10 protein-coding genes, 1 rRNA gene and 1 pseudogene are annotated in these 12,374 nt (G+C 62.1%); 8 read left to right on the top strand and 4 right to left on the bottom strand.

Features of this window, described 5'->3' with window-relative positions; all coding sequences use genetic code 11:
* The first annotated feature begins 173 nt into the window (after positions 1 to 173).
* Positions 174 to 289, top strand: a 5S ribosomal RNA gene (gene rrf / locus QD172_RS06010).
* Positions 290 to 484: 195 nt separating this feature from the next.
* Positions 485 to 1,558 carry a 23S rRNA (cytidine(2498)-2'-O)-methyltransferase RlmM gene (rlmM, locus tag QD172_RS06005; protein WP_103751373.1) on the top strand — a complete coding sequence of 358 codons (1,074 nt, stop codon included), beginning with the start codon at positions 485 to 487 and terminating at the stop codon, positions 1,556 to 1,558.
* A 139-nt stretch (positions 1,559 to 1,697) separates the two neighbouring features.
* On the opposite strand, the gene QD172_RS06000 is transcribed toward rlmM, so the two are convergent.
* The gene (locus QD172_RS06000; RefSeq protein ID WP_077371336.1) at positions 1,698 to 1,982 is read right to left on the bottom strand and encodes an antibiotic biosynthesis monooxygenase; all 285 of its coding nucleotides are present in this window, start codon (positions 1,980 to 1,982) and stop codon (positions 1,698 to 1,700) included.
* Between the two features lie 59 nt (positions 1,983 to 2,041).
* On the opposite strand from QD172_RS06000, the gene tusA reads away from it, so the two are divergent.
* Complete coding sequence (gene tusA / locus QD172_RS05995) at positions 2,042 to 2,287, top strand: sulfurtransferase TusA (RefSeq protein ID WP_077371338.1); 246 nt, start codon at positions 2,042 to 2,044, stop codon at positions 2,285 to 2,287.
* Positions 2,288 to 2,298: 11 nt separating this feature from the next.
* Here tusA and QD172_RS05990 read toward each other — a convergent pair whose 3' ends face one another.
* A complete protein-coding gene (locus tag QD172_RS05990; protein WP_077371340.1) occupies positions 2,299 to 3,033 on the bottom strand; it encodes a hypothetical protein in 735 nt (244 codons plus the stop codon).
* Positions 3,034 to 3,355: 322 nt separating this feature from the next.
* Positions 3,356 to 4,759, bottom strand: coding sequence for an MATE family efflux transporter (locus QD172_RS05985; RefSeq protein ID WP_240499759.1), 1,404 nt, complete (start codon positions 4,757 to 4,759; stop codon positions 3,356 to 3,358).
* Between the two features lie 410 nt (positions 4,760 to 5,169).
* On the opposite strand from QD172_RS05985, the gene QD172_RS05980 reads away from it, so the two are divergent.
* The 5 genes and pseudogenes from QD172_RS05980 to QD172_RS05960 all read left to right on the top strand — a co-directional run.
* Positions 5,170 to 5,838 (top strand): elongation factor P hydroxylase, encoded by a 669-nt coding sequence (locus tag QD172_RS05980; RefSeq protein WP_347882024.1) that lies wholly within the window; start codon positions 5,170 to 5,172, stop codon positions 5,836 to 5,838.
* Positions 5,839 to 6,078: 240 nt separating this feature from the next.
* Positions 6,079 to 7,125, top strand: coding sequence for a Fe(3+) ABC transporter substrate-binding protein (locus QD172_RS05975; RefSeq protein ID WP_136938380.1), 1,047 nt, complete (start codon positions 6,079 to 6,081; stop codon positions 7,123 to 7,125).
* A gap of 139 nt (positions 7,126 to 7,264) precedes the next feature.
* Positions 7,265 to 9,067 carry an iron ABC transporter permease gene (locus QD172_RS05970; protein WP_279855228.1) on the top strand — a complete coding sequence of 601 codons (1,803 nt, stop codon included), beginning with the start codon at positions 7,265 to 7,267 and terminating at the stop codon, positions 9,065 to 9,067.
* A gap of 155 nt (positions 9,068 to 9,222) precedes the next feature.
* Positions 9,223 to 9,759 (top strand): HPP family protein, encoded by a 537-nt coding sequence (locus tag QD172_RS05965; RefSeq protein WP_169477178.1) that lies wholly within the window; start codon positions 9,223 to 9,225, stop codon positions 9,757 to 9,759.
* Positions 9,760 to 9,987: 228 nt separating this feature from the next.
* Positions 9,988 to 11,217: pseudogene (locus QD172_RS05960) on the top strand (DEAD/DEAH box helicase); the annotation flags it as partial.
* Between the two features lie 566 nt (positions 11,218 to 11,783).
* Here QD172_RS05960 and QD172_RS05955 read toward each other — a convergent pair.
* Positions 11,784 to 12,350 (bottom strand): hypothetical protein, encoded by a 567-nt coding sequence (locus QD172_RS05955; protein WP_240499589.1) that lies wholly within the window; start codon positions 12,348 to 12,350, stop codon positions 11,784 to 11,786.
* Positions 12,351 to 12,374 lie beyond the last annotated feature (24 nt).

Raw genomic sequence — 12,374 nt, 5'->3', positions numbered from 1 at the left:
CTAACCAGTACTAATTGCCCGTGAGGCTTGACCATATAACACCCAAGGGGTTTGCGCAGGCAAACCGCCGGGATTGCGACAGGATCGACGACATATCGGTCAGCATGATTCATATTGCGAGTCGCGAGGCCACAAGCCTCGAGACTCAGGCACCGCAAGGTGCCACCGTTTCGCCTGACGACCATAGCGAGCGTGAACCACCCGATCCCATGCCGAACTCGGAAGTGAAACCGCTTAGCGCCGATGGTAGTGTGGAGTTTCTCCATGTGAGAGTAGGTCATCGTCAGGCACTTATACTGAACCGCCCCTGCAGCCCAGCTGCAGGGGCGGTTCTCTTTGCGGGTCAAAAACCGGAAAGCCGGAACCCGTCAGCTGGCAGGCCCGGTGGGCCTGAGTAGCAGCTTCCTCGCTGAGTCAATCATTGTCGCCATGCTTGTCGTGGACAGGAGCGAGGCGGTAGACTCCCCAGCCTTCCGTTATGGAGATGATGATGCAACCTCAAGAACTGTTGCTGTATTGCCGCCCGGGCTTCGAGGCCGACCTGGCCGCAGAAGTCTGTGAAAAGGCCGCTTATCTGGGCGCCCCGGGTTATCCGATTGCGGCACGCGACAGTGGCTTCGTGCGTTATGTGGTGACAGGTGATGAGCCCGCCAATAGCCTGCATCGTGACATGCCGCTTCAGGCGTTGGTCTTCGCTCGCCAGACACTGGTGGCATTGGAGCCATTGGTCGGCATGTCGCGGGAAAATCGAGTCTCGCCGATTCTGCAGCAGGTGGTCGACGCTGGCTGGAGCTTCGAGGAGATCCGCCACGAGATGCCGGACACCAATGATGGCAAGGCACTGTCGGGCCTTGGCAAGGCCGTCGGCCGCCCGTTGGAGTCTGCGCTCAAGAAGCGTGGTGCACTGCGTCGCAAGGCCGGTGGGCGGGCGCTGCACGTATTCTGGACGGATGGTGACGAAGTGCAGCTGGGCATGAGCTTTCCTGGCAACCGCAGCGAATATGCCAACGGCATCCGTCATCTGCGTTCGCCGAGCCGTGCCCCCAGTCGCTCCACACTCAAGCTGGAAGAGGCCTGGCATGAGTTCGTGCCGCGCGACCAGTGGGAGCGTCGCATCGCGGTTGGCATGCAGGCAGCGGATCTTGGGGCAGCGCCGGGTGGCTGGACCTTCCAGCTGGTCGAGAAGGGCATGTTCGTGTTTGCCATCGACAATGGCCCCATGAACAAGGATCTGATGGCGACAGGACAGGTAGAGCATCTCAAGGAAGATGGTTTTACCTGGGAGCCACCGCTGCGACTGGACTGGCTGGTCTGTGACATCGTCGACAAGCCCATCCGCGTGACGGAGATGGTCGAGCGCTGGCTGAAGAAGCGCTGGTGCAATGAGGCGGTCTTCAATCTCAAGCTGCCGATGAAGCAGCGCTGGAAGGAAGTCTCCCGCTGTCTCGATTATCTGGCGGCCAGCCTTGAGCGTTCCAATGTCGGTGCCGAGATCCGGTGTCGTCACCTGTACCATGACCGCGAAGAAGTCACCGTGCATGTGCGTATCACGCACTGAGCCACCGGGTTCTCTGGTGCAACCACAAGCCCCCACGGACCGAGCGGTCCGTGGGGGCTTGTCTGTGCGGTGCTGTCAGATCGATGGACAGAGCCTCGCTGAGGGGTGCTGCGCTCGCGAGGCTTGAATCTCTCGCCGGTCAGGTGTGTTCAAGCAACACGATGCGTTCCGGTTGAGAAAGCATCGGCCCCAGACGCGCCATCATGCGTTCGCGCGCGTGACTGCTCGACCACTCCTGCCAGGCTCTTGCGTCTCGCCATGAAGTGATCAATATTCGGTGGCCGGGACGTCCGCTTTCCACCAGATTCTCGCCCGAGATGAAGCCCTGTGCATGCATGGCTTCACGCACGACCTCGCGTGAGGCCTGCTCGTAATCCTGTTCGAGTCCCGGCATGATATGCCGCTCGATCATTACCTTGATCATGCCCGTCTCCCGTCTTCATACATTCTGCCTTGTCAGTGGCAGGACCTCAGGAGTCATTGATGACCGATACCCCCTTGCCCGTTGCCGATGCAGAGCTGGATACCAGCGGTCTGTATTGTCCCGAACCCATCATGATGCTGCACAACAAGGTGCGTGAGCTCGCGAGCGGAGACCTGCTGCGTGTCGTGGCGACCGATCCGGCGACGACACGTGATGTGCCCAAGTTCTGTGCATTTCTTGGGCACACACTGGAGCGCAGTGACGAAACGCCGGATCACTTCCTTTATGACATTCGCATCAGTTGACGCCAGTCGTCTCAGGCTTCGCGGTCGTGCACTTCCACACTGACCTGATCACTCTCGCCGGTCATCATCAGCGCGAGAGCTTCCAGGGTGGCCGGGTCCTGCTCACGAATCTGGTTGGCGACGGCGCGCTGGAAGAAATAGACCACGTCATGACGACTGCGACCGGGGTAGAGGCAGTCATCTCCAGCCAGCACCGGTGTCTGGGTGACGCGTGTCTCATCGACCAGCAGTGCCTCGATGTTGCCATCGCTGTATAGACGCCAGCCGAACACCTGCTTGAGCTGCCACGCAGACTCGCCATTGGTCATGCACAGGGCATGAGTCCCGAGCGTATCCGGTAGCTGCTGCAGCAAGGTGGTCTTCTCCGACACCTCATAGTCGTAATAGGCCGCGGCATGCTCGAGCTCATAGACCTTGTGGTCCGGAGCCAGCATGAAGACCTCGTCGGTTTCCGGGTCTCGGTAGCCGACGAAGTGGCCCTGCTGCGGATCTTCCAGCTCATGGCAGGGCATCAGCCCCTCCATCCATGGCACCAGGCCGACCACCTCACCATCCTCGCGCAGACCCCAGGCCAACACGGGAAGGCTGTAGTAGCTCTCCGGGTCGCTTTCGAGCTGATAGAGCATTTCCAACCCATCGTGTTCCGGCGCAAGCCGGAGAATACGACGTCGTGCACGCATCCTGTCACGCATGACATTCAGGTCGATGACCTTGGCGGAGCGGGGGGAAGAAACTGGTACGCCCATGACGAACCCTCCTCAGCAGCTTGTCGATCGTCCTCGGCGTGTGCGGGTGTGCAAACAGCCGCCGCTTGCAAGATGGCGCACTGCATATGAATGCACTGCCTTGAATAACCATTAGCACAGCCTGAGCCCTGACGGTAACCCCTCCTTGGACGAAATGACCGTCCATGCGCAGATGAAGGATTAAACGCAAACGCCCCGCGACCGGGCAAAAGGCCGGTGGCGGGGCGTCTGAGGCGAGTGCTTGAGCGAGTGGGAAAAGGGATGGAACACTGGCCGCCGTCGGTATCACGAGCTCGCGGCCAGCGTTGGCAGGGGGCTTCGCTCAGCCGGGCAGGCTGCCCTCCTGAATGGCGCGGCGCGCGATGACCCACAGACGCCAGCCAAGCAGCAGAGCCGCCACGGTCAGGCCGGCCACCATGCCAATCCAGTAGCCATAGACACCCATGCTCTCGACAGCCCAGGGCCAGACGGGGAACTGCTCACTGCCCACCCCCAGCAGATGCCCGCCACCAAGACCGATGATCCAGTAGGCGAACATGGTAATCAACATGATGATGCGAGTGTCCTTGAAGCCGCGCAGAGCCCCCGCCATGGCAACCTGCAAGGAGTCGGAGACCTGATAGAGCATCGCCAGCGTGATCAGGGAAAGCGCCAGCGCCTGCACCTTGAGGTTGCTGGTGTAGAGCGCCACGGCAGGCTCCGCCAGTACCCAGATCACCAGGTCATTGATCAGAGCGACCACCAGTGAGAAGGCCACGCCATTCCACGCCACGAAGCGCGCCTCGTTCATGTCACCACGGCCGATGGTATGCCCCACTCGTACGGTGAGTGCCATGGCCAGTGACAGAGGGAGCATGAACAGCAATGAGGTGAAGTTGAGCGCGACCTGGTGGGCTGCCACCTTGATCTCACCGAAGCTTGCCACGAACAGCGCGATGACGGTGAACAGCGTGACCTCGAAGAAGATGGCGATGCCGATCGGCAGACCGACCTTGAGCAGTTCCGAGATCTTCTTGAGCTGAGGCGCGCTGGGTTGGCACCAGAGGGCGACTGCCTGGTAGGCGCTGCTGCGACGGGTGTAGAGAAACATGCTCAGACACATGATCCACATGGCAAGCCCTGTCGCGATACCGCAGCCTGCAGCGCCCATGGCCGGGATATCGCCCAGCAGTCCCGGCAACGTGATCCCCAGCAAGTCATCCACGCCTGCAGAGCCATAGATCAGCAGGTAGTTGAGCGGAATGTTCGACAACAGGCCGATCAAGCTGATGATCAGCGCCGGACGAGTATGATTCATGCCATCGGAATACGCGCGTAGCACTTGATAGAAGGCGGCGCCCGGCATGCCCCAGGCAATGGCCATCAGATAAAGCGTGGCCTGTTCTGCCACCGCGCCGGGCACCTCCATCAGCGTGAAGATTGGCGCCGCCAGGAACCACAGTGCCAATCCTGACAGACTGCCGAGCACCAATGAGATCCACAGTGACTGGTGAACGTTGTCACGTACCTCACCGCTGCGGTTACCCCCCATCAGCTGTGCCACGACGGGTGTCAGCCCCATCAAGGTGCCAGCCATCAACAGCAGCAGAGGCACCCAGAGGCTGGACCCCACCGAGACGGCTGCCAGGTCCGTCGCGCTGGAGCGACCGGTCATCAGGACATCCACGGCGCTCATGCCTGCCTGAGCCAGCTGAGCACCGCAGATTGGCAGTGCCAGCGTGACCAGACGTGAGGTCTCGGCGCGTACCCGGCTGGCGAATGGCGCCTGAGAAGAGGCTGCAGGCGTGGAGGCGGATGAATGGGAGGGTTCGGCGGGGGGCACGGCAGGCTCCTGCTGGTAATCGAGAATCATTCTTGCTTGGCGCGCCATCCTAGCAGATAAGGCCTGCCTGCGGGGCGCAAGAGAGTGAATTATCAGCGCTTGGTACTCACCTGTCAGGTGGAATGACGTGATACGAACGAGCCACGTACAATGCTCGACATCGTCATGCAGTACCGTCCCTATCTCCGGGTACTGATATCGCTGCTGATTCACACGATCGTCGAGACTTGCCTGTGTTGCTTTCTTCAGAACTTTCCCGCGTGCCTCGCACCCTGTCATCACGTCATGAGGCGTGCAGCGCAGACGGCGATGCCATGCCTGATCATGCCATGGCGGGGGGGCAGGCCCTGACGGATCAAGAGTCGATGGACCCTGAGCTGACGGCGTTGACTTCCCTCTTCGATGGACTGTTTGCCACGTCTTACAACACCTTGTTGCGGCGCGCCCCCCACGAACCTCTCTATCTGCCCGCCGGCATGACGACGGATGAGGTGCAGGATGGGGTCGCCAGCGGCGACTCTCCAGGCGATGAGCTCGGCTTTCATCGTCTCTATCTGGCGCGCGGCTTCTTCTCCAGCGCTCTGCACGAAGTCAGTCACTGGTGCATCGCGGGCCCTGAGCGACGCCTCAAGGAGGATTACGGTTACTGGTATGCACCGGACGGACGTGATGCACACCAGCAGAAGGCCTTTGAAAGTGTCGAGGTAGCCCCGCAGGCGCTGGAGCAATTGTTCCACCGTGCAGTCGCCAAGCCGTTTCATGTCAGCGTCGATAATCTGGAGCTTGAGGTGGATCGCGATGCCTTCGCACAGCGTGTCGACGAGCGGGCCGCTGAATACGAAAGGTGCGGCCTGCCAGCACGCGCCAATGCCTTCCGACATGCGCTGCACGCTGTCTGGCAGCGCAAGCTTTCACACACGCAAGCCATCCAGGAGGCGATGACGCTATTGCCTGCCGTCGGGGAGGATGGCCGCGTGGCCTGATGCGCCCGCCATACAGGCGCAGGACATTGTCTGTCCCGCGCGCCTCGAGATATCCCGCCGTGGAATCGCCGGATTTTCAGGCATGAACTGCTAGCACGGATTGCGAAAACTGCAAGTCAGCGTTGCACGAGCGTTGCGATCGGAAACCCTTTGTGATTAGAATGATTCGCATTGCTACGATCATTCTGCTTCCCCTGCACCAGCAGGCCAGAAGCGGGGACCTTCGAACAGGGGTATTCGATGACAGCTTCCACCACGATTTCTGCATCCTCCGTCCGCAAGCTGCTGCTGGGCGCACTGGCTGGCGTTACCGCCGCCACGGCGCTGCCGGCTCAAGCCCAGGAAGAGGTCAACGTCTATTCCTATCGTCAGGCCTATCTGATCGAGCCGTTCCTCAAGGAGTTCACCGAGGAGACCGGCGTCAAGGTCAATGTGGTCTTCGCCAAGCAGGGCCTGGCCGAGCGTCTCAAGCGGGAAGGACGCAACACCCCGGCTGACGTGCTGCTGACCGTGGATGTGGGACGTCTGCAGGAGCTGGTCGACGAGGAGCTGGTCAAGAGCGTCAATGATGAGGTCATCGAGGCCAATCTGCCCGAGCAGTACCACGGCCCCGACAATCAGTGGTTCGGCATCACCACGCGCGCACGGGTGCTCTACACCAGTGTCGAGCGTCTCGAGGCCGGTCAGGTGGCAAGCTATGACGACCTGGCGGATCCGAGCCTGAAGGGTCGCGTCTGCTCACGCGCCGGTGATCACCCCTACAACGTCGCGCTGATCGCCTCACGCATCGCGCACAACGGTGAAGAGGCCACGCGTGAGTGGCTGGAAGGCTTCAAGGCCAATCTGGCGCGCAAGCCTCAGGGTGGCGATCGTGATCAGATCAAGGCGATCCGCGACAACGTCTGTGATGTGGCCATCGGCAACAGCTATTACTACGGCAAGATGCTCGACAATGACGAGCAGCGCCCGTGGGCCGAGAAGGCACGTATCGAGTTCCCGGATCAGAACGGCGTCGGCACGCACATGAACATCTCCGGCATGGCGATGACCAAGTACGCGCCGCACGAAGAGAATGCCCTCAAGCTGATGCGCTTCCTCACCGAGAAGACCGCCCAGCACATGTATGCCGAGGTCAACTTCGAGTATCCGGCCAACCCGGAAGCCGAGAGCTCCGAGCTGCTGACCTCATGGGGCGAGTTCAAGCAGGATGACTTGCCGCTGACCGAAGTCGCCAAGCTTCGCAAGCGCGCCGCGCAGATGGTCAATGAAGTCGGCTTCAACCAGTAAGGGCACTCGCCGGAGCCAGAGGCTACCGAGCGAGCTGTCATGAACGAAGAGGGGCTGTCGCGATGCGACAGCCCCTCTTCGTTTGCGCAAAGCATGTAAAATAGACGCAATTGCAGTTGCGGGATAACGAGGACGTCAGATGACCCAGGGCAAGCGGCTGTTGGCTGAGCAAGGTGCGAGCTTTGAAGGAGAGGCGGTGGCCGCCATGAGCGGCACCGGGCGATCGCCGGCCGCCCAGGAAATGGCGCACTACGATGCAGCGGCCATCCGGCGTCGTCAGCGGCGTCTCGGAACCCACATGGGCTGGTTCGTCAGCGCCTGGGGCGTGGCCGCACTGGTGGTCATGCCGGTGCTGGCCGTCGTCTGGCTGGCTGTCTTCGGTGACGATGGCAGTGATCAGGCCGGGGAGGGCATCTGGCCGCATCTCGTCTCCACCGTGCTTCCCGATTACGTCATGACCAGTCTGGCGCTGGTGGCGGGGGTGGCGGTCCTCAGTGGCAGCATGGGGGTCGTCTCGGCCTGGTTGACCACCATGTATCAGTTTCCGCTGCGACGCACCTTCGAGTGGTCGCTGCTGTTGCCGTTCGCGATTCCCGCCAACGTCATCGCCTATATCTATACCGACGTCTTTGAGTATGCCGGCCCCTTCCAGGGCGCGCTGCGTGCCCTGTTTGGCTGGGATTCGCCCCAGGATTACTACTTCCCGGAGATCCGCAGCCTGGGGGGCGCCATCCTGATGCTGTCCCTGGTGCTGTTTCCCTATGTCTTCATGCTGGCACGCTCGGCATTTCTCGATCAGTCGCCCTCACTGCGCGATGCCAGCAGAACGCTGGGCTGCAACGGGTGGCAAAGCTTCTGGCGCGTGGCACTGCCCAGCGCCCGACCGGCGATTGCCGTCGGCCTTGCACTGGCGATGATGGAGGCGCTCAACGACTTCGGAACTGTGGACTACTTCGCGGTACGCTCGCTGACCGCCGGCATCTTCAATGTCTGGCTCAACATGGGCAGCCTGCGCGGTGCGGCGCAGATCGCGCTGTGCCTGATGATCTTCGTGGTCACGCTGATCTGGCTCGAGCGGCATGCTCGGCGTCGTCAGCGCCAGTTCGGCAAGGGCGATCGCTACCGTCGCTATCAACGTCCGACCCTGACGGGATGGCGGGCATCAGTGGCGTCACTGGCCTGTTTCCTGCCGCTGTTCTTCGGTTTCCTGCTGCCGGTGGGCTTGCTCTCGCGGCACGCCATCCTGTATTTCGAGGAATCCTGGACACCGGACTTCGCAGGCTATGCCGTGAACAGCCTGATACTGGCGGTGAGCGCTGCGGTACTGACCCTGATCATCGGGGTGCTGCTGGCCTATGCCAAGCGGCTGGATCGCACCGCCAGCGTACAGCAGGCACTCAAGCTTTCGAGTCTGGGCTACGCCATGCCGGGGGCCGTGCTGGGGTTGGGCGTTCTGGTACCGCTATCCGGCTTCGACAATGCACTGGACAGCTTCCTGCGGGCCAATTTCGGCATCTCCAGCGGATTGCTGCTGACGGGAACGATGGGCGCGATCATCATCGCCTATGTGGTGCGCTTCTTGGCGATTGCCGCGGGCTCCATCGAGTCGAGCCTCGACAAGGTCACGCCCTCGATGGACATGGCGGCACGCTCGCTGGGCGAGAACACCTTCTCGACCCTGCGTCGTGTGCATCTGCCGCTGATTCGTCCGGGGCTTCTGACCGCGGCGCTGGTGGTGTTCGTGGATGCCATGAAGGAGCTGCCGGCCACCTTGCTGCTGCGCCCCTTCAACTTCGATACGCTCGCCACTCACGTCTATCAGTACGCCTCCGATGAAATGCTCGAGCAGGCGTCGCTGCCGGCACTGGTGATCGTGCTGGTCGGTATCCTGCCGGTGATCGTGATCTCGCGCACCATCGTCGCCTCACGCAGCGAAGCGTGAACGAGCAAGAGAGACGAGAGCCGGCGTGCGTGACGGGAGTGACCGGTGCCGAGCGGGCATCAGCTTATTGCCATACGGTAGTTGTCCCTGCCCTTGAGATCGCCTAGGGTGCAGCGCTTGATGACGCAAGGACACTCCCGGAGACGACTCGCACGATGATCAAGCCTTATCTGACCAAGATGCGCGGAGGCCCGCTCAAGCGTGGCAAGCCGCATGTTGCCGATGCCCTGTGGTCCTGGCTGGGGGCCTTTCTCGGCATGGCGTTGATCGGCTGGATGTCATCACATTATCTGGCGGTCAGCACCTTGCTGCTGGTCGGCTCCTTCGGGGCGACCTCGGTACTGCTCTACGGTGCGCCGCATAGTCCGCTGGCGCAGCCGCGCAACGTACTGGGCGGCAACCTGTTGTCGGCGCTGGTCGGCGTGGCCTGCTATCACTGGCTGGGCGATGGCTGGCTGGCAGCCGCCATGGCAGTCTCGGTGGCACTGCTGGTGATGCAGCTGACGCATACCCTGCATCCGCCGGGCGGCGCCACGGCCTTGATCGCGGTGATCGGCGGTGAACCCCTGCATGCACTCGGCTACTGGTATGCCTTGCTTCCCGTCGGTCTGGGGTGCCTGGCCATGCTGGTGCTGGCGGTATTGATCAACAACCTGGCGCGTCATCGTCGCTATCCGCTGCACTGGCATTGAGTCATCAGGGGCCACCACCGGGCGCGTGCTTCTGCAGTCGCCGGCGGAAGGTGATAGACTGGGTCATCGCCTGACGCGAGCGACTGGCAGCAGTCCGCCGAGGTCCCCCAGACCAACGCCTTCTTCACTGTGCCTGATACGCCTCGCTCTCTCTCCCGGCACGTGCCCGGCCAGGCGCCATTCCTTAATGATCGACCAGCACGTGGCCGGTCAGCCGAAGAGATATTGATGACTGAGACTACTGCCAACTCCATCCCGGCTTTTGCCGCCCTGGGGCTGTCCGCTCCTGTACTGAAAGCGATTGCCGAGATGGGCTATTCCACGCCGTCCCCGGTGCAGGCGGGTGCGATTCCTGCCGTGCTGGAAGGTCGTGACGTGATGGCTGCCGCGCGCACCGGTACCGGCAAGACTGCCGGTTTCGCCTTGCCGCTGGTCGAGCGCCTCTCAAACGGCGCCCCTGCAGGCGCCCGCAAGATCAAGGCCCTGATCGTCACGCCGACGCGTGAACTGGCCGCGCAGATCGACGAGAACGTCACTGCCTACTCCCGTCACCTGAAGCTGCGCAATGCCGTGGTGTTCGGTGGCGTGAAGATCAATCCGCAGATCAGCCGCCTGTCTTCCGGCGTCGAGATCCTGACCGCCACACCGGGTCGCCTGCTGGACCTGCACTCCCAGAAGGCCATCGATTTCTCGGATCTCGAGACGCTGGTGCTGGACGAAGCGGACCGCATGCTGGACATGGGCTTCATCCACGACATCCGCCGCCTGCTCAAGCTGCTGCCGACCAAGCGGCAGACGCTGCTGTTCTCCGCGACCTTCTCGGACGAGATTCGCGGCATGGCCAACAAGCTGCTCAATGATCCGGTCGCCGTGGAAGCCAGCCCGCGCAACACCACGGCCGAGAAGGTCGAGCAGCATATCCATACCGTGGAGAAGAGCCACAAGCCTTCGCTGCTCAAGCATCTGATCCTCAAGGAAAACTGGCATCAGGTGCTGGTCTTCACGCGTACCAAGCATGGGGCCAATCGTCTGGCGACCAAGCTCGAGAAGTCCGGCATCAGCGCCGCGGCGATTCATGGCAACAAGAGCCAGAATGCCCGTACCAAGGCATTGGCCGGTTTCAAGAACGGCGAAGTGCGCGTGCTGGTTGCCACCGATATCGCGGCACGTGGCCTGGATATCGAGCAGCTGCCGCAGGTCGTGAACTACGAACTGCCCAATGTCCCGGAAGACTACGTTCACCGGATCGGACGTACCGGTCGCGCCGGTGCCAGCGGGCGTGCCATCTCGCTGGTTTCCAGCGATGAGCGCAAGGAGCTCGGCGGTATCGAACGTCTGCTCAAGGGCAAGCTCAAGCGTGTCGAAGTGGAAGGTTTCGTGCCGGAAGTCGACGTCGAGCCGGAACGTGAGCCGCGTCAGCCGCGTGGCGGCCAGCGCTCTGGCGGCCAGCGCTCTGGCGGCCAGCGCACTGGCGGCAAGCCTGCCGGTGAAGGTCGTGGCAATGGCGGCCAGCGCTCTGACGGCCAACGTAATGGCGGCCAGCGCACTGGCGGCGCGCGCTCGGATGGTCAGCGCACTGGTGGCAAGCCTGCCGGTGAAGGCCGTGGCAATGGCGGTCAGCGCTCTGACGGCCAGCGCACTGGCGGCGCGCGCTCGGGCGGTCAGCGCACTGGCGGCGCTCGTTCGGATGGTCAGCGTACTGGCGGCCAGCGCCCGCAAGGTGGCGGTGCCAATCACGACGACGACAATCGCGGTAATCGTGCTCCCGCTCCGCGTGAGGTGGATGGGAACCGCGTCGCGCCGCGCCCGGAAGTGAACGGCAATCGCGCGCCGGAGGCACCGTCCAGTGAAGAGCGTCCGCGTCGTCGTTCACGTGGTGGCCGCAATCGCTCCAGCGGTGGCAATGGCGGTGGTGGCCGCTCCAACGGCTGAGCCTTGCGGGACAGACTGAAGTCGTGAACCAGAACGCCCCGACAACTACCGGTTGTCGGGGCGTTCTGCGTTTCAGAGATGGCGGAAGGAAATCAGACGTCTTCTTCCCAGTCGATCTCATAGTCCGGGCCTGTGCCCTGGATGTCTTCATCGCCACGCACACCGTCACCGCGCAGGCGGGTGTGGATGGCCAGCATCACCATCACCTCGTTGTCCGGTCGGAAGGGCTGCAGCCCCTGCTCGAACAGCATGTTGTTGCGCTCGCGTGCCCAGTCGCCGGGGGATAGTTCCGGATAGAGGCCCTCGGCAGGAGCAAACTCGATGAAGGGGTCCATGTTGTAGGCATCGAACAGACGCGCCAGCGCCTGTTCGTCATCCATGACGCCGGTGGTATAGAGCGTGGTCTGGTAGTAGTCCTGCTCCAGCTCCTTGAGCACGTCGAGAGGGCTGACGCCGAAACTTCTCAGGTCATCCAGGCTGTAGTCGCCCAGTTCCAGCATTTCCCCATCCAGCCATTCATCGTCAGGCTGAATCAAGACATGCTTCATCTGCCCATCGGGCAAGGCCCAGGCGATGGCCAGGGGCAGGCTTGAGTCCTCGCCTGTCTCGACGGCGATGAAGGCGGGGAAGTCGCCTGTTTCAGGTTCGTATTCGTGCATTGTCGTGTCCAGAGCAGGGAAGCG

Origin of the sequence: Cobetia sp. 10Alg 146, assembly GCF_029846385.1 — a bacterium.
In the GTDB taxonomy this organism is placed as follows: domain Bacteria; phylum Pseudomonadota; class Gammaproteobacteria; order Pseudomonadales; family Halomonadaceae; genus Cobetia; species Cobetia marina.
Note: the sequence above shows the minus strand (reverse complement) of the source record. Positions and strands in the feature narration are given on the sequence as shown.